We start from the raw sequence: 15,698 nt of genomic DNA, 5'->3' as shown, positions 1-15,698 counted from the left end.
TATGAGCAGCCAGACTCCTTCCTCAAGCCCTGTCCCGGCTTCCTCCTCCGGCGAGCCGAGGAAGCCGCGCGTCGCCGTCGTCTTCGGCGGACGCAGCTCCGAGCACGCCATTTCCGTGGTCACCGCGGGGGCCGTGCTGCGCGCCATCGACCGCGAGAAGTACGACGTGCTGCCGATCGGCATCACCGCGGACGGCCGTTGGGCGCTCACCGCCGACGCGCCCGAGCGGATGGCCATCGCGGACCGGCAGCTGCCGAGCGTCGAACGGCTCGCCGAGTCCGAGGAGGGGTCGGTCGTGCTGCCGGTCGACCCGGGCAGCCGCGAGGTCGTCTACAGCGAGCCTGGCGCGGTGCCCAAGGCGCTCGGCGACGTCGACGTCGTCTTCCCCATGCTGCACGGCCCGTACGGCGAGGACGGCACCCTCCAGGGGCTGCTGGAGCTGTCCGGGGTGCCCTACGTGGGCGCCGGGGTGCTGGCCTCTGCGGTCGGCATGGACAAGGAGTACATGAAGCGGGTGTTCCTCTCGTTCGGGCTGCCCGTCGGCCCGTACGAGGTGATCCGCCCCCGCGACTGGGAGCGCGACCCCGCCGCCGCCCGCGCCCGGATCACCGACTTCGCCGCCGAGCACGGCTGGCCGCTCTTCGTGAAGCCCTCGCGGGCCGGTTCCTCCATCGGCATCACCAAGGTCGAAGGCCCTGAGCAGCTGGACGAGGCCGTCGAGGCGGCCCGGCAGCACGACCCGAAGGTCATCGTGGAGGCGCTGCTGCGCGGCCGCGAGATCGAGTGCGGCGTGCTGGAGTTCGAGGACGGGCCCCGGGCCAGCGTGCCCGCCGAGATCCCCCCGGTCTCCACCCATGACTTCTACGACTTCGAGGCCAAATACATCGACGCGGCCCCCGGTGTCGTCCCGGCGCCGCTCACCGAGGAGCAGACCGAGCGGGTCCAGGAGCTGGCGGTGCGCGCGTTCGACTCCGTGTCCTGCGAGGGCCTGGTGCGCGCGGACTTCTTCCTGCTGGACAGCGGCGAGTTCGTGATCAACGAGATCAACACGATGCCCGGCTTCACACCGATCTCCATGTACCCGCGCATGTGGCAGGAGAGCGGCGTGAGCTATCCGGAGCTGGTGGACCGGCTGATCCAGGCCGCGCTGCGCCGCTCCACGGGGCTGCGCTAGAGGCATTCCGGCCGCCTCCGGGCGGCCGCGTCCGTCACACCCCCGCCGGAGACGACCGGCGGGGGCGGGTATGCGCGCGGACCTCACCGGCCGAGCACGCGGGGGAGCTAGATATGGACCACCGGGCAGGTGAGCGTGCGCGTGATCCCCTCCACTTTCTGGACTTTCGCGACCACCATGCGGCCGAGTTCGTCGACCGTCTCGGCCTGGGCGCGCACGATCACGTCGTACGGCCCGGTGACGTCCTCGGCCTGTATCACCCCCGGGAGCTTGGCGATGACGTCGGCGACGGTCGACGCCTTGCCGACCTCGGTCTGGATCAGGATGTACGCCTGTACCACGGAACCTCCAGGGCGGCTACGAGGATCATGTGGGGAGAAGGGACGCCACGGTACCGCGTCGCCATGCGGCGCGGGGAGACCCGCGCGGCGTGCGCGGCGCGGTGGGCACAGGGCCACGAGCACGAAGGGGCAATGCGATGAAGGGCACCGTGGGCGAGTTGGGGGAGTTCGGGCTCATCAGGGAGCTCACCTCCCGGCTCACCACCACCTCGGCGGTGAGGCTGGGGCCCGGGGACGACGCGGCGGTCGTGGCCGCGCCGGACCGCAGGGTGGTGGCCAGTACGGACGTCCTGCTGGAGGGCAGGCACTTCCGCCGGGACTGGTCCACCGCCTATGACGTCGGCCGCAAGGCGGCCGCGCAGAACCTCGCGGACATCGCGGCCATGGGCGCGGTGCCGACCGCGCTGCTGCTGGGCCTGGTCGTGCCCGCGGATCTGCCGGTGACCTGGCCGGCCGAGATGATGGACGGCATCCGCGACGAATGCCAGGTGGCGGGCGCGGCGGTGGTCGGCGGCGACGTGGTGCGCGGCGACGCCATCACCATCGCCATCACCGCCCTGGGCGATCTGCGCAACCACGAGCCGGTCACCCGATCCGGTGCCCAGCCGGGCGACGTCGTCGCCGTCACCGGCTGGCTCGGCTGGTCGGCCGCCGGGCACGCGGTGCTCTCGCGCGGCTTCCGCTCCCCGCGCGCCTTCGTCGAGGCGCACCGCCGCCCGGAGCCGCCGTACCACGCGGGACCGGCCGCCGCCGGGCTCGGCGCGACCGCCATGACCGACGTCAGCGACGGTCTGGTGGCCGACCTCGGGCACATCGCCGAGGCCAGCCAGGTCCGTATCGATCTGCGCTCGGGGGACATCGACATCCCCTCGCAGATGTCGGACATCGGGCAGGCGGTGGGCGTCGATCCGATCCAGTGGGTGCTCAGCGGGGGAGAGGACCACGCGATCGTGGCCACCTTCCCGTCCGATGTGAAGCTGCCCGCCCGCTGGAAGGTGATCGGCCGGGTGCTCAACCCGTCGGCGCTGCCGCAGGTGACGGTGGACGGGGCGCCCTGGGTGCACGCGGGCTGGGACCATTTCGGGGATGACCAGGGCGCCGAGTAGATTCGGCCGTATGGCCATGTCCAGCGATGTTCCCCGCGTCCCCCGTGACCGTCACGCGCCCGTCCGCGTCCTCACCGTCGCCGGATCGGACTCCGGCGGCGGTGCGGGTATCCAGGCCGACCTGAAGACGATGCTGGCGCTGGGCGCGCACGGGATGAGCGTGCTCACCGCGGTGACGGCGCAGAACTCCCAGGGCGTACAGGGCGCCTGGGAGCTGCCCGCTGAGGCGGTCCGCGCCCAGTTCCGCAGCGTGGTGGACGACATCGGCGTGCAGGCGGTCAAGACCGGCATGCTGGCCACCACCGAGCTGGTCGAGACCGTCGCCGGGCTGCTCGCGGGGCTGCCCGCCCCGGTGGTCGTCGACCCGGTCGGGGTCTCCAAGCACGGCGATCCGCTGCTGGCCGCCGAGGCGCTGGACGCGGTCCGCACCAAGCTGCTGCCGACCGCCACCGTCGCCACCCCCAACCTGGACGAGGTAGCCCAGCTGACCGGCATCCGGGCCGCTTCGGAGGGCGATCTGCGGCGGGCGGCGCGCGCGGTGCTGGACTTCGGCCCGCGCTGGGCGCTGATCAAGGGCGGCCATCTGCCGGGGGACGCGGTGGACCTGCTCACCGACGGCACCGAGGAGCACTGGCTGCGGGCGCCCCGTTACGACAACCGCCACACCCACGGCACCGGCTGCACCCTCGCCTCGGCGGTCGCCACCTACCTGGCGGGCGGCATGCCGGTCCCGGAGGCCGTCGGGGCGGCCAAGCGGTACGTCACGGGCGCGATCGCCGCGGGCTTCCCCCTGGGCACCGGCATCGGCCCGGTCGACCACGGCTGGCTGACCGCCGAGCCCCGTTCTTCCGGCGAGTGAGGGCATGCGTAAAGGCCGGTCCACACCATCGGTGGACCGGCCTCGGCAACCGGAATCCCGCTTGCGCGGGGAAGTCGTGCGCCTAGCGCGAGACCTTGCCGGCCTTGATGCACGAGGTGCAGACGTTGAGCCGCTTCGGGGTCCGACCGACCACAGCGCGCACCGTCTGGATGTTGGGGTTCCAACGACGGCGGGTGCGGCGGTGCGAGTGCGAGATGTTGTTGCCGAAGCCCGGCCCCTTGCCGCAGACGTCGCAGTTGGCAGCCACGGGTTACTCCAAAGACGGGTCAGCCTCGCTTCCCGCGAGGAGACAGAAACTTAACGGGAACCCCGGCGTAGCCAAGATCGTGAAAGACCGGCGGCGCCAGGGGAATAGCCCGACTCTCATCGGGCAACCGGAGCAGCATACAACGACCACTCCCGTACAACGAAACTATCATGGCTGCCCCAGCACCCGCGGAGGGCGGCGACTAGCCTGCGATGACGCCAAGCCCGTCCCCTGAGACACCCCTCACCGTCCCGAGGAGAACGTACGTGCCGCACACGCTCGACGCCGATGCGGTACGGATCTGGTGCGGGCTCGCGCTGGACGCGCTGGGCCGGGCCCGCGAGGACATCGACGCGATCAACGTCTATCCGGTCGCGGACGGTGACACCGGCACCAATCTGTATCTGACCGTCGAGTCCGCCGCCCAGGCCGTCGACGCGGCCTTCGACGGCCACCCCAGCCTCGCCGACGTGGTGCGTGCCATGGCGCACGGTGCGCTGATCGGCGCGCGCGGCAACTCCGGCACCATCCTGGCGCAGCTGCTGCGCGGCATGGCGGACGTCCTGGCCGACGGCGGGGGTACGGGAAGTGACGCTACGGGGAACGACGACGCGGCGGACGGGCTGCGACGGGCCCTGCGGCGCGCGGTCGAGCTGGCGTACCTCGCCGTCGCGCACCCCGTCGAGGGCACCGTGCTGACCGTGGCCGTGGCCGCAGCCGAGGGCGCGGAGCGGGCCACCGGGGACGTGGGCGCGGTGGCGCACGCGGCGTACGAAGGGGCGCGCGCGGCGCTCCAGGCGACCCCGGGGCAGCTCGACGTGCTGGCCCGCGCGGGCGTCGTGGACGCGGGCGGCTACGGCCTGGTCACCGTGCTGGGCGGGCTCGCCGAGGCCCTGTCAGGCGAGCCCCCGGCGGCGCCGCCCGCCGCCCCCGCCATCCCCGCGCCCGCCCGCGGCGGAGAGACGGAGGCCGGGCCGGTGGAGTGCTCCGCCGACGGGCCCGCGTTCGAGGTGATCTACCTCCTGGAGGCCGGCGACGACGCCGTCACCGGTCTGCGCGGGCGGCTGGACGCGCTCGGCGACTCCCTGGTGATCGTCGGCGGCGACGGACTGTGGAACGTCCACGTCCATGTGGACGACGCGGGCGCCGCGGTCGAGGCGGGCATCGAGGCGGGGCGCCCGTACCGCATCCGCATCACCCACTTCGGCGCCCCCGCGGAGCGCCGTCCCGCCGCCCCGGAGCCGGGCCGCCCCGAGCGGCGGCCGGACGCGCCGTCCGGCGAGCGCGCGAGCCGCGCGGTGGTCGCCGTCGTCCCCGGCGACGGCCTCGCGGCGCTGTGCGCCGAGGCGGGCGCCACCGTGGTCGCCACCGATCCCGGGAAGCCGCCCGGCGGCGGCGAGCTGGCCGATGCGATCCGGCGGGCCCACGCCCACGAGGTGGTGCTGCTGCCCAACGACGCCGAGCTGCGCCACCCGGCCGCGGCCGCCGCCGCGCAGGCCCGCGCCGAGGGCGTACGGGTCGCCGTCATCCCCACCCGCTCCCCGGTCCAGGGCATCGCCGCGCTCGCCGTGCACGAGCCCGCCCGCAGCTTCGACGAGGACGTCGTCGCGATGACCTCCGCCGCGGGCGCCACCCGCTGGGCCGAACTGGCCGTCGCCGAGCACCGGTCCTGGACCATGGCCGGGGTCTGCCAGGCCGGGGACGTGCTGGGCCTGATCGACGGCGATGTCGCGGTGATCGGCGGCGAGCTGGCCCCGACCGCCGAGACCGTTCTGGACCGGATGCTGGCCGCGGGCGGGGAGATGGTCACGCTGGTGCTCGGCGCCGACCTCCCGGACGAGATCGCCGAGCGGCTGGAGCGGCACGTACGGGAGGGCCACTTCGCCGTGGACACGGTCGTCTACCGGGGCGGCCAGCCCTCCGCGCCGCTGATCATAGGCATCGAATGATCCCGTGATCCCGGGCATGCCCCCGTGAATGGCCCCGCTTGTCGGTGGCGTGGTGTGCAATGGACTGCGTGCCCGTGCTGGATGAACCCCTGAAGAAGGTCCTCGGCGGCAACACCGCGAAGGTGATGGCCGAGCACCTCGGCCTGAACACGGTCGGCGACCTGCTGCACCACTACCCGCGGCGGTACGCGGAGCGCGGTGAGCTGACGCGCCTGGCCGATCTGCCGCTGGACGAGCATGTGACCGTCGTCGCGCAGGTCGCCGACGCCCGGGTGCACAAGTTCAACAGCGGCCGTGGCCAGCGTCTTGAGGTCACCATCACCGACGGCAGCGGCCGCCTCCAGCTGGTCTTCTTCGGCAAGGGCGTCCACAAGCCGCGGGGGGAGCTGCTGCCCGGCAGCCGCGCGATGTTCGCCGGGAAGGTCTCGGTCTTCAACCACAAGCGGCAGCTGGCGCACCCCGAGTTCAAGCTGCTGCGCGCGGACAGCGGCTCGGACGCCGTGGAGGCGTTCGCCAACCAGCTGCTGCCGCTGTACCCGGCCTGCAAGCAGATGGAGTCCTGGCAGATCCAGCAGGCGGTCGACACCGTCCTCGGCCCGGCGGGCCAGGAGGACAGCACGCTGGCCGGGCTGATCGACCCGCTGCCCGAGAGCCTGCGCGAGGGCCGCGGGCTCGCCACCCTGCCCGAGGCGCTGCGCCTGATCCACCGCCCGCGCACCAAGGCCGACATCGCCGGGGCGCGCGACCGGCTCAAGTGGGACGAGGCGTTCGTCCTCCAGGTCGCCCTCGCCCGCCGCCGCCAGGCCGACGCGACGGCGCCCGCCGCGCCCCGCAGGCCGGTGGAGGGCGGTCTGCTGGACGCCTTCGACGCCCGCCTGCCGTTCACCCTCACCGACGGACAGCAGCGGGTCAGCGCCGAGATCTTCGCCGACCTGGCCACCGACCACCCCATGCACCGGCTGCTCCAGGGCGAGGTCGGTTCGGGCAAGACCATGGTCGCGCTGCGCGCGATGCTCGGCGTCGTGGACGCCGGGGGACAGGCGGCGATGCTCGCGCCGACCGAGGTCCTGGCCCAGCAGCACCACCGTTCGATCACCGAGATGATGGGCGAGCTGGCCGAGGGAGGGATGCTCGGCGGCGCGGAGCAGGGCACCAAGGTGGTGCTGCTCACCGGGTCCATGGGGGCCGCCGCCCGCCGTCAGGCGCTGCTGGACCTGGTCACCGGCGAGGCCGGGATCGTGATCGGCACCCATGCGCTGATCGAGGACAAGGTCCAGTTCCACGATCTGGGCCTGGTGGTCGTCGACGAGCAGCACCGCTTCGGCGTCGAGCAGCGCGACGCGCTGCGCTCCAAGGGCAAGCAGCCCCCGCATCTGCTGGTGATGACGGCCACCCCGATCCCGCGGACCGTCGCGATGACCGTCTTCGGCGACCTGGAAACCTCCGTCTTGGACCAGCTGCCGTCCGGCCGCTCCCCGATCGCCTCCCATGTGGTGCCCGCCAAGGACAAGCCGCACTTCCTGGCCCGGACCTGGGAGCGGGTGCGGGAGGAGGTGGCGGGCGGCCACCAGGCGTATGTGGTGTGCCCGCGCATCGGCGACGAGGAGGACGAGTCCAAGGCGGTGAAGGAGAAGTCGGCCGAGGACGAGGCGGAGAAGCGTCCGCCGCTCGCGGTCCTCGACATCGCCGACAAGCTCGCCACCGGCCCGCTGCGCGATCTGCGGGTGGAGGTGCTGCACGGCCGGATGGCGCCGGAGGCCAAGGACGAGGTGATGCGCCGCTTCGCCGCGGGCGGGGTGGACGTGCTGGTGGCCACGACCGTCATCGAGGTGGGCGTCAACGTCCCCAATGCCACCGCCATGGTGATCATGGACGCCGACCGGTTCGGCGTCTCCCAGCTCCACCAGCTGCGCGGCCGGGTCGGCCGGGGTTCGGCGCCGGGGCTGTGCCTGCTGGTGACCGAGATGCCCGAGGCGAGCCCCGCCCGGGTGCGGCTCGGCGCGGTCGCGGCCACGCTCGACGGCTTCGAGCTGTCCCGGATCGACCTGGAGCAGCGCCGCGAGGGCGATGTCCTCGGCCAGGCCCAGTCCGGCGTCCGCTCCTCGCTGCGGGTGCTCGCCGTCATCGACGACGAGGAGGTCATCGCCGCCGCCCGGGAGGAAGCCACCGCGATCGTCGCTGCAGACCCCGAGCTGACCGGCTACCCGGAGCTGCGCACCGCGCTGGACGCCCTGCTGGACGAGGAGCGGGAGGAATTCCTCGACAAGGGATGAGCCGCGGGCGGGCCGCGGGGGTCCGGTGCGGCGCCGGACGCCATATCGTGGAGGGGCGGCGGCCCGGCGCGTCATGGCGCACCGCCCGCCGCTGCCCCGAGCACCGCGACGACCACCGCGAAGGACTGCCACACCCATGACCCGCGTGATCGCCGGAGCGGCCGGCGGACGCCGCCTGGCCGTGCCGCCGGGAAACGGCACCCGACCCACCTCGGACCGGGCGCGCGAGGGCCTGTTCTCCACCTGGGAGTCGCTGCTCGGCTCGCTGAGCGGTGCCCGGGTCCTCGATCTGTACGGCGGCTCGGGCGCGGTCGGCCTGGAGGCGCTGTCCCGGGGCGCGGCCCATGTGCTGCTGGTCGAGTCGGACCAGCGCGCCGCCCGCACCATCCGGGAGAACGTCCGGGCGCTGGGGCTGCCCGGCGCCGAACTGCGCACGGCGAAGGCCGAGGCAGCGATCGGCGGCCCGCCCCCGGCCTCCGGCCCGTACGACGTCGTCTTCCTGGACCCGCCGTACGCCGTCACCGACGACGATCTCCGCGAGATCCTGCTCACACTCCGTGGCAAAGGCTGGCTCGCGCCCGAAGCGCTGGCCACCGTGGAGCGCAGCACCAGAGGCGGGGAGTTCGGGTGGCCGGCCGGTTTCGAGGGGCTGCGGTCCCGTCGCTACGGCGAGGGCACGCTTTGGTACGGTCGCGCCGCCTCGACGTGCGACAACGCGTCATGACCGGACCCGAGAGCGAGGAACTTCCGTTGCGCCGCGCAGTCTGTCCGGGGTCCTTCGACCCCGTCACCAATGGGCACCTCGACATCATCGCCCGAGCGTCCAAGCTGTACGACGTCGTCCACGTCGCCGTGATGATCAACAAGTCCAAGCAGGGGCTGTTCACGGTGGAGGAGCGGATGGACTTCCTCCGCCAGACGACCGCCGAGTACGGCAATGTGCAGGTCGAGTCCTTCCACGGGCTGCTCGTGGACTTCTGCAAGCAGCGCGACATCCCCGCCATCGTCAAGGGGCTGCGGGCCGTCAGCGACTTCGACTACGAGCTCCAGATGGCCCAGATGAACAACGGCCTGTCGGGCGTGGAAACGCTCTTCGTGCCCACCAACCCCACCTACAGCTTCCTCTCCTCCAGCCTGGTCAAGGAGGTCGCGGCCTGGGGCGGCGACATCTCCCACCTGGTGCCGCCGCTCGTCCTGGAGGCCCTGGGCGAACGGCTGCGGCGGAAGTGACCGCGGACTGAGAACTGACGGCGCGTCAGCGGGTGTCGGGCAGGCGCCCGCTGGCCGTACAGTCGGTCCCGTCTCATCCCCTCCGACTCAGACTGCGAGCACCCAAGGTGGACGTGCAGAAGAAGCTCGACGAGATCGTGAGCGCCGTCGGCAGCGCCCGGGCCATGCCCATGTCGGCCTCGTGCGTGGTCAACCGCGCCGAACTGCTCGCCATGCTCGAAGAGGTGCGCGCCGCCCTCCCCGACTCCCTCGCCCACGCCGAGGAGCTGATCGGCGGGCGGGACCGGATGGTGGACGACGCCCGTCAGGAGGCGACGCGGATCATCGAGTCCGCGCACGCCGAGCGCGCCCGGCTGGCCTCGGAGACCGAGGTGGCCCGGACGTCCCAGGAGGAGGCCGACCGGATCCTCGGGGAGGCCCGCCGGGAGGCCGAGGAGATCCGCGCCGAGGCCGACGACTACGTCGACAGCAAACTCGCCAACTTCGAGGTCGTGCTGACCAAGACCATCGGCTCGGTGGACCGCGGCCGCGACAAGCTGCTCGGCCGCGCGCCCGGCGGCGACGGCATGGACGACGAGCCGGAGCGCAGCGCCGATCCGCACACCCTGCGGCAGCGCGCCGACGACTACGTGGACACCAAGCTGGGGGCCGTCTCGGCGGTGCTCGGCAAGACCCTGGAGGCGGTCGGCCGGGGGCGGCAGAAGCTGCTCGGCTCCCGCCCGGCCGATGAGCTGGGCGCCCACATGGCCGCTCAGGACGCGACCGCCCAGGCGCTGCACACCAGCGACGACGACTACTACGCGGAACTGGCCCAGGCGCAGGGCATCGCCGCGCAGCCCGCTGCCGTGCCGCAGCCGCCCGTCGTCCAGCCCGCGGCCGTGCAGCCCGCCGCGATGGACCCCGCCGCGATGGACCCGGCGGCGGCCGACCCCGGGTACTTCGCCGCCGCGGGCTACCCGCAGCAGGACGCGTACGGCTACCAGCAGCAGGGCTACGTCCAGCAGCCGGACCCGTACGGTCAGCAGATGCAGCAGCCGGGCTATCAGCAGCAGGACGCGTACGGCTGGCCGCAGCAGCCCCAGGGCTACGACCCCAACGGCTACGCGCAGCAGCAGCCGCAGCAGCCCCCGTACCCCCCGCAGCCGCCCGCCGCGGCGCTCGACGAGACCAGCCTGTTCGACACGAGCATGATCGACCTCGATCAGCTGCGCCAGTACGAGCAGGGGCGCTAGAGGCTGTCCGGAGCCGTCCTGGACCCGATTGGGCCTGGGGCGGCCCGTCCAGTATCCTGGCTCTTCGGTCGCGTGTACGTCCGCGATCTCGGCTGCCCGCTTCAAGTCCGTAACGGGCGGCCCGCCGCAGCGTAGAAAGCAGGAAGCCCTGAACGCCCGCCTCGACCACCGTGCCCCCCTCGTGTTCGACACACGTGAGCTGGGGCGGCGTCCTGGTGCGCTGAAGAGGGTCTCCCGCTCCGTGGCGGCCCCCAAGGACCTCGGCATCGAGGTCATCGGGGTGCGGGAGGGCGTGACCGTGGAGCTCGAACTCCGTCTGGAGTCGGTCATGGAAGGGGTGCTTGTCACAGGCACCGCCCGTGCACCGCTCACGGGGGAGTGCGTAAGGTGTCTGGAGCCGCTGGAGCGAGAGCTCGAAGCGGACTTCCAGGAGATGTACTCCTACCCCGACGCCGACGACCGGAGCCGCGAAGCGGACACCGGCGACGACGCCGAGGAGGAGGACACGCTCTTCCTCGAGGCCGACCTGTTCGACCTCGAGCCCGTGCTGCGCGACGCGGTGGTGCTCTCACTGCCGTTGCAGCCGGTGTGCCGGGAGGACTGCCCCGGGCTGTGTGCCGATTGCGGTGCGCGGCTCGCGGACGACCCGGACCACCACCACGAAGCCGTCGACATCCGTTGGGCGGCATTGCAGGGACTCGCCGAGTCCATTCAGGACGGCGAGAAGGACAACGCCCCCCGCCAGCGCGGGGATGACCCACAGGAGAAGTAGCCGTGGCTGTTCCGAAGCGGAAGATGTCGCGCAGCAACACGCGCCACCGCCGGTCGCAGTGGAAGGCTGCGGTCCCCACCCTGGTGGCGTGCGAGCGCTGCCACGAGCCGAAGCAGCAGCACATCGCGTGCCCGAGCTGCGGCACCTACAACCGCCGCCAGGTCCTCGAGGTCTGATCGGCGGGTGACAGGCTCTATGTCAGACGCCAGCACGCCGTCCCGCAAGCGCGCGGGTGAACCTCGCGGAGGTCATCAGCGCGGCGGCGATACGGTCCAGGCGGACAAGGCCTCGTCCCACACGATCCTGGAAGGGCGGCTCGGGTATCAACTCGAGTCCGCCCTTCTGGTGCGTGCGCTGACCCATCGCTCCTTCGCGTACGAGAACGGCGGTCTGCCCACCAACGAGCGGCTGGAATTCCTCGGGGATTCCGTGCTCGGCCTGGTGGTCACGGACACGCTGTACCGCATCCACCCGGACCTGCCCGAGGGCCAGCTGGCCAAGCTGCGGGCCGCGGTGGTCAACTCGCGCGCGCTCGCCGAGGTGGGCCGGGGGCTCGATCTCGGCGCCTTCATCCGGCTCGGCCGGGGCGAGGAGGGCACCGGGGGCAGGGACAAGGCATCCATCCTCGCCGACACCCTGGAAGCGGTGATCGGTGCTGTCTATCTCGACCGGGGACTCGACGCGGCGGGCGAGCTGGTGCACCGGCTCTTCGACCCGCTGATCGAGAAGTCCTCGAACCTCGGCGCCGGCCTGGACTGGAAGACCAGCCTCCAGGAGCTGACCGCCACCGAGGGTCTCGGGGTTCCGGAGTACCTGGTCTCCGAGACCGGGCCCGACCACGAGAAGACCTTCACGGCTGCCGCCCGCGTCGGTGGTGTCGCGTACGGCACCGGCACCGGCCGCAGCAAGAAGGAAGCCGAGCAACAGGCGGCCGAGGCCGCCTGGCGCGCGATCCGCGCGGCCGCCGACGAGGCCCAGACGAAGGCCAAGGCGGAGGCGGAAGCCGAGGCGGAGGCAGAAGCCGCCGCCGAAGGTGCCGAGGCCACGAGCGCCCCGGCCGCCCCGGCCGCGGACTCGGCCACCACCACCCGTTAGGCACCGCTCCGGCCCCGGTCACAGACCGGGGCCGGAGGGCCGGTGATCCCTCTTCAGGAGACACGTTGCCCGAGCTGCCCGAGGTAGAGGTGGTCCGGCGCGGTCTGGAGCGCTGGATCAGCGGCCGTACGGTCGCCGACGTCCAGGTGCTGCACCCCCGCGCGGTACGCCGCCACCTGGGCGGCGCGGAGGACTTCGCGGCCCGCATGAAGGGCCGTCGCACCGGGGCGGTCCGCCGCCGCGGCAAGTATCTGTGGCTGCCGTTCGAGGACACCGCCGAAGCGGTGCTGGCCCACCTGGGCATGAGCGGCCAGCTGCTCGTCCAGCCCGGCGACGCCCCGGACGAGAAGCACCTGCGCATCCGGGTCCGGTTCGCCGACGACGTGGGCACCGAGCTGCGCTTCGTCGACCAGCGCACCTTCGGCGGGCTCTCGCTGCACGGTTCCGTCCCCGGCGACCTGGAGGGGTTGCCGGACGCCATCGCGCACATCGCACGCGACCCGCTGGACCCCGCCTTCGACGAGGCGGCCTTCCACCTCGCGCTGCGCCGCCGCCGTACGACCGTCAAGCGCGCCCTGCTCGACCAGTCGCTGATCAGCGGCGTCGGCAACATCTACGCCGACGAGGCGCTGTGGCGCGCCCGGCTGCACTACGACCGGCCGACCGCCACCCTCACCCGGCCGCGCTCCGCCGAACTCCTCGGCCATGTGCGGGATGTCATGAGCGCGGCACTGGCGGTGGGCGGCACCAGCTTCGACAGCCTCTACGTCAATGTGAACGGCGAGTCGGGGTACTTCGAGCGCTCCCTCGACGCGTACGGCCGGGAGGACGAGCCGTGCCGCCGCTGCGGCACCGCCATGCGCCGCCGCCCCTGGATGAACCGCTCCAGCTACTTCTGCCCGCGCTGTCAGCGCCCGCCGCGCCCGGCCGGGGCCTCGGCGCTGCGCCGCCCGTCGTAGGTCTCCCGGGCGCTCAGCACCTCCGGCATCCGCTCCTCGACCAGGCCGATCAGCGCCAGCAGCCGCTCGGCGACCGCGTGTCCCAGCGGGGTGAGCCGGTAGTCCACGCGCGGCGGATTGACCGGCTGGGCCTCGCGGTGCACCAGACCGTCCCGCTCCAGCGCGTGCAGCGTCTGGGACAGCATCTTCTCGCTGACCCCGTCGACCCGCCGCCGCAGCTCGTTGAAGCGGCAGCCGCTCTCGAACAGGGCGGTCAGGGTGAGGCTGCCCCACTTGCCGGTGACGTGCTCCAGCGTGGCGCGGGACGGGCAGGCGCGCGCGAACACGTCGAAGGCCGCGTCCCCGGAGGCGTCCTCCTCCGGGGGGCTTCCGGCGGTGCGTTCACATTCCATGCACACACCATACGCGCAGCGCTCTCCTGTGGGCAGCGCTGTGGTTCGGTGAGCGCGCTCCAGCGGCCCCCGTAGCTCTTACAGCCCCCGTGGCTCTAGTAGCCGAAGTCCTGGGTCCACCAGGGGCCGTCGTCGCCGAAGTGCGCGCCGACGCCGAGCGTCTTGTACTGGCAGTTGAGGATGTTCGCGCGGTGGTCGGGGCTGTCCATCCACGAGTCCATCACGTCTTGTGCGGTGCTCTGGCCGCGGCCGATGTTCTCCCCGCCCAGGTCCAGGATGCCCGCGAGCTTGGCGCGCTCCCAGGGGTCCTTGCCGTCCGGGTCGAGGTGGTCGAAGAAGTCGCGCACCGCCATGTCGTCGGTGAAGTCCTGCGCCAGCTGGGCGAGTTTCGGGTCCTCGGTCACCGGCTGGCAGCCGACCTCGGCCCGCTCCTCGTTCACCAGCGCGATGACGGCCTTCTCGGCCGCCGCCGCCCGGTCGGGCTTCTCCGGCGGAAGGCTGGGCACCGGGTCGGTCGTGGGCGTACGGGACGGGGCGGACGAGCCCGAGCCGCCGCCGTCCGAGGAGCCGCCGCCGGTCTTGCCACCGGACCCCGACGGGCTCGGGCGGTCGTCCGACGGCGTCGTGGACGGCGTCTTGGAGGGCTTCGACGGCGTCGGGGAGGGGGTCGTGGACGGGGCCTGCGGGGTGTTGCCGCCGGGGATCGTCGACGTACCCGCGCCGCTCGGGGGAAAGACGGTCCCCGGGTCCTGGGTGTCCGGGCCGGTGCCCGGCGACCCGCCGGCCTGCACCTGTCCGGCGGGCTCGGTGCCGCCGAGCCCCCCGGGGCCCTGCACCAGGCCCGAGGCCATGGCCACAGCGCCCACCGCCATCGCGGCGGACACACCTAACAGCCCGGTCCTCACCGGTGCGAGAGGGCTACGGCGCGGTCCCCGGTGGCGTCCGGCGCCCACCACGGGCGGCGTCGCGGTTCCGGGGGCAGATCGTCGATGGCGGCCCATCTCCTGCCTTCCTTATGTGCGAGTACGTCAAATGTGTGGCTTGTGTGGGCAAGTCATGTGTCACTCGTGTGAGTGAGTCTCGCTGAGCCGGGACTGTACGCCATGTGGGAGGAGGTGGATGTGCCGAGGCGCCAATTCGCCGGTTAGCGTGCGCATATGAACGACAACGTGCGCCTCACCGCGTGGGTCCGCGGCCGTGTCCAGGGTGTCGGCTTCCGGTGGTTCACCCGGGCGAACGCGCTGCGCATCGGAGGGCTGGAGGGCTTCGCCTCCAACCTCTCCGACGGCCGCGTACAGGTCGTCGCGGAGGGGCCGCGCGCGGAGTGCGAACAGCTGCTCGACTGGTTGCGGGAGGGCGACACGCCCGGGCGGGTCGACGGTGTCACCGAGATCTGGGACACACCGCGGGGCGGCTACGGCAGCTTCGAGATCCGCTGAGCGAGGCCCCTCGGGACCCCCGTTCGGCCCCCTTCCGGCACCCCGCTGACCACGCCTTCCGTGCGCACTGTGAGCAGAAACCGGCTGATGGTTGCGAATGGAGCCGCGCCGTGGAAGGCTGCGGAGCGTAGGAAGATCCCCAACCGCTACGGGTCCTCTGGAGAGCGGGCGGCACAGCTCGTGCCCCTGTGTGCTCTCGGCCTTCGCGGTGTCGGCGGCATGTGATCGTGTTGACCCTCAAACCAATTGGTGAGACTCTGGAAGTCCCCGCGCACCTTAACTTGTCCGCCATCGCAGCACGGCAATATCGGCGAACATCGCGGGTGCGAATCCCTCACGACCCACACCGCTTCGGTCGGTCACTCATTGTGGAGGACCATCCATCATGGCAAAGGCGCTTCTCGGTTACGTCGGCGGCTCCGACCCCCGAGTCCTCTCCGAGATGCGACGGCTTCAGCAGCGTGTTCAGGATCTTGAATCCGAGCTTGTGCGGATTCAGGCCGAAAACGACGCGCTGTCCGCCGCCGCTCGTCACGGCGACTCGCTGCTCGAAAGCATCGACGTATCCCAGGCGGAGCCTGCGCTCGCCTGACCCAGCCCATCGGGCCG

General features: G+C 72.4%; 18 protein-coding genes. 14 read left to right on the top strand and 4 right to left on the bottom strand.

All coding sequences use genetic code 11. The annotated features are described in order from the left end of the window. Position 1: 1 nt before the first annotated feature. Positions 2-1,174, top strand: a complete 1,173-nt coding sequence (locus ACH4TL_RS00800) for a D-alanine--D-alanine ligase family protein (protein ID WP_398322439.1) — start codon at positions 2-4, stop codon at positions 1,172-1,174. 107 nt (positions 1,175-1,281) lie between these two features. On the opposite strand, the gene ACH4TL_RS00795 is transcribed toward ACH4TL_RS00800, so the two are convergent. Next, on the bottom strand, positions 1,282-1,515 hold the full coding sequence (locus tag ACH4TL_RS00795; RefSeq protein ID WP_398301697.1) for an Lrp/AsnC family transcriptional regulator: 234 nt from the start codon (positions 1,513-1,515) through the stop codon (positions 1,282-1,284). 137 nt (positions 1,516-1,652) lie between these two features. Between ACH4TL_RS00795 and ACH4TL_RS00790 the strand changes: the two genes are divergently transcribed. Together ACH4TL_RS00790 and thiD are read left to right on the top strand one after the other, a co-directional pair. Then, positions 1,653-2,621, top strand: coding sequence for a thiamine-phosphate kinase (locus ACH4TL_RS00790; RefSeq protein ID WP_398322442.1), 969 nt, complete (start codon positions 1,653-1,655; stop codon positions 2,619-2,621). A 16-nt stretch (positions 2,622-2,637) separates the two neighbouring features. Beyond that, positions 2,638-3,480: a bifunctional hydroxymethylpyrimidine kinase/phosphomethylpyrimidine kinase gene (gene thiD, locus ACH4TL_RS00785; RefSeq protein ID WP_398322894.1), complete on the top strand. Its 843-nt coding sequence runs from the start codon at positions 2,638-2,640 to the stop codon at positions 3,478-3,480. Positions 3,481-3,562: 82 nt separating this feature from the next. Here thiD and rpmB read toward each other — a convergent pair whose 3' ends face one another. After that, the gene (gene rpmB, locus ACH4TL_RS00780) at positions 3,563-3,748 is read right to left on the bottom strand and encodes a 50S ribosomal protein L28 (RefSeq protein ID WP_009714771.1); all 186 of its coding nucleotides are present in this window, start codon (positions 3,746-3,748) and stop codon (positions 3,563-3,565) included. A 212-nt stretch (positions 3,749-3,960) separates the two neighbouring features. Here rpmB and ACH4TL_RS00775 point away from each other — a divergent pair, with 212 nt between their 5' ends. The 9 genes from ACH4TL_RS00775 (at position 3,961) to mutM (ending at position 13,258) form a co-directional block, all read left to right on the top strand. Beyond that, complete coding sequence (locus tag ACH4TL_RS00775) at positions 3,961-5,697, top strand: DAK2 domain-containing protein (protein WP_398322445.1); 1,737 nt, start codon at positions 3,961-3,963, stop codon at positions 5,695-5,697. A gap of 59 nt (positions 5,698-5,756) precedes the next feature. Beyond that, positions 5,757-7,970 (top strand): ATP-dependent DNA helicase RecG, encoded by a 2,214-nt coding sequence (recG, locus tag ACH4TL_RS00770; RefSeq protein WP_398322448.1) that lies wholly within the window; start codon positions 5,757-5,759, stop codon positions 7,968-7,970. A 136-nt stretch (positions 7,971-8,106) separates the two neighbouring features. Continuing rightward, positions 8,107-8,694, top strand: coding sequence for a 16S rRNA (guanine(966)-N(2))-methyltransferase RsmD (gene rsmD, locus ACH4TL_RS00765; RefSeq protein WP_398322451.1), 588 nt, complete (start codon positions 8,107-8,109; stop codon positions 8,692-8,694). After that, entirely contained in the window at positions 8,691-9,200 is a 510-nt protein-coding gene (gene coaD, locus ACH4TL_RS00760; protein WP_398322456.1) for a pantetheine-phosphate adenylyltransferase, read from the top strand. Before rsmD ends, coaD begins: the two co-directional genes overlap by 4 nt. Before the next feature lie 107 nt (positions 9,201-9,307). Beyond that, complete coding sequence (locus tag ACH4TL_RS00755; protein ID WP_398322459.1) at positions 9,308-10,432, top strand: cell division initiation protein; 1,125 nt, start codon at positions 9,308-9,310, stop codon at positions 10,430-10,432. A 181-nt stretch (positions 10,433-10,613) separates the two neighbouring features. Next, the gene (locus tag ACH4TL_RS00750; RefSeq protein ID WP_398322462.1) at positions 10,614-11,204 is read left to right on the top strand and encodes a YceD family protein; all 591 of its coding nucleotides are present in this window, start codon (positions 10,614-10,616) and stop codon (positions 11,202-11,204) included. Positions 11,205-11,206: 2 nt separating this feature from the next. After that, positions 11,207-11,380 (top strand): 50S ribosomal protein L32, encoded by a 174-nt coding sequence (rpmF, locus tag ACH4TL_RS00745; RefSeq protein WP_009714764.1) that lies wholly within the window; start codon positions 11,207-11,209, stop codon positions 11,378-11,380. Positions 11,381-11,399: 19 nt separating this feature from the next. Further along, positions 11,400-12,299 carry a ribonuclease III gene (gene rnc, locus ACH4TL_RS00740; RefSeq protein WP_398322465.1) on the top strand — a complete coding sequence of 300 codons (900 nt, stop codon included), beginning with the start codon at positions 11,400-11,402 and terminating at the stop codon, positions 12,297-12,299. Positions 12,300-12,364: 65 nt separating this feature from the next. Then, on the top strand, positions 12,365-13,258 hold the full coding sequence (gene mutM, locus ACH4TL_RS00735) for a bifunctional DNA-formamidopyrimidine glycosylase/DNA-(apurinic or apyrimidinic site) lyase (protein ID WP_398322468.1): 894 nt from the start codon (positions 12,365-12,367) through the stop codon (positions 13,256-13,258). Here mutM and ACH4TL_RS00730 read toward each other — a convergent pair. Both ACH4TL_RS00730 and ACH4TL_RS00725 read right to left on the bottom strand, forming a co-directional pair. Then, a complete protein-coding gene (locus ACH4TL_RS00730) occupies positions 13,207-13,650 on the bottom strand; it encodes a winged helix-turn-helix transcriptional regulator (RefSeq protein ID WP_398322471.1) in 444 nt (147 codons plus the stop codon). The genes mutM and ACH4TL_RS00730 overlap by 52 nt on opposite strands. A gap of 95 nt (positions 13,651-13,745) precedes the next feature. Next, positions 13,746-14,651 carry a CAP domain-containing protein gene (locus ACH4TL_RS00725; RefSeq protein ID WP_398322474.1) on the bottom strand — a complete coding sequence of 302 codons (906 nt, stop codon included), beginning with the start codon at positions 14,649-14,651 and terminating at the stop codon, positions 13,746-13,748. A gap of 156 nt (positions 14,652-14,807) precedes the next feature. Here ACH4TL_RS00725 and ACH4TL_RS00720 point away from each other — a divergent pair, with 156 nt between their 5' ends. Both ACH4TL_RS00720 and ACH4TL_RS00715 read left to right on the top strand, forming a co-directional pair. Next, on the top strand, positions 14,808-15,089 hold the full coding sequence (locus tag ACH4TL_RS00720) for an acylphosphatase (RefSeq protein WP_398322478.1): 282 nt from the start codon (positions 14,808-14,810) through the stop codon (positions 15,087-15,089). Positions 15,090-15,474: 385 nt separating this feature from the next. Then, on the top strand, positions 15,475-15,681 hold the full coding sequence (locus ACH4TL_RS00715) for a hypothetical protein (RefSeq protein WP_069866466.1): 207 nt from the start codon (positions 15,475-15,477) through the stop codon (positions 15,679-15,681). The last annotated feature ends 17 nt before the right edge of the window (positions 15,682-15,698 follow it).

Origin of the sequence: Streptomyces sp. NPDC021115 (assembly GCF_044333065.1) — a bacterium.
Classification (GTDB): Bacteria; Actinomycetota; Actinomycetes; order Streptomycetales; family Streptomycetaceae; genus Streptomyces.
The sequence above is the reverse complement of the archived record's forward strand: the minus strand, read 5'-3'. Positions and strand labels throughout refer to the sequence as shown.

What these genes read in the sequence shown, in the direction of transcription:
- recG (WP_398322448.1), top strand. Translation starts at nt 5,757, where the DNA reads ATGGACTGCGTGCCCGTGCTGGATGAACCCCTGAAGAAGGTCCTCGGC.
- ACH4TL_RS00715 (WP_069866466.1), top strand. Translation starts at nt 15,475, where the DNA reads ATGGCAAAGGCGCTTCTCGGTTACGTCGGCGGCTCCGACCCCCGAGTC.
- ACH4TL_RS00730 (WP_398322471.1), bottom strand. Translation starts at nt 13,650, where the DNA reads ATGGAATGTGAACGCACCGCCGGAAGCCCCCCGGAGGAGGACGCCTCC.
- ACH4TL_RS00800 (WP_398322439.1), top strand. Translation starts at nt 2, where the DNA reads ATGAGCAGCCAGACTCCTTCCTCAAGCCCTGTCCCGGCTTCCTCCTCC.
- ACH4TL_RS00720 (WP_398322478.1), top strand. Translation starts at nt 14,808, where the DNA reads ATGAACGACAACGTGCGCCTCACCGCGTGGGTCCGCGGCCGTGTCCAG.
- thiD (WP_398322894.1), top strand. Translation starts at nt 2,638, where the DNA reads ATGTCCAGCGATGTTCCCCGCGTCCCCCGTGACCGTCACGCGCCCGTC.
- rsmD (WP_398322451.1), top strand. Translation starts at nt 8,107, where the DNA reads ATGACCCGCGTGATCGCCGGAGCGGCCGGCGGACGCCGCCTGGCCGTG.
- coaD (WP_398322456.1), top strand. Translation starts at nt 8,691, where the DNA reads ATGACCGGACCCGAGAGCGAGGAACTTCCGTTGCGCCGCGCAGTCTGT.
- ACH4TL_RS00775 (WP_398322445.1), top strand. Translation starts at nt 3,961, where the DNA reads ATGACGCCAAGCCCGTCCCCTGAGACACCCCTCACCGTCCCGAGGAGA.
- rnc (WP_398322465.1), top strand. Translation starts at nt 11,400, where the DNA reads ATGTCAGACGCCAGCACGCCGTCCCGCAAGCGCGCGGGTGAACCTCGC.
- ACH4TL_RS00790 (WP_398322442.1), top strand. Translation starts at nt 1,653, where the DNA reads ATGAAGGGCACCGTGGGCGAGTTGGGGGAGTTCGGGCTCATCAGGGAG.
- ACH4TL_RS00725 (WP_398322474.1), bottom strand. Translation starts at nt 14,651, where the DNA reads ATGGGCCGCCATCGACGATCTGCCCCCGGAACCGCGACGCCGCCCGTG.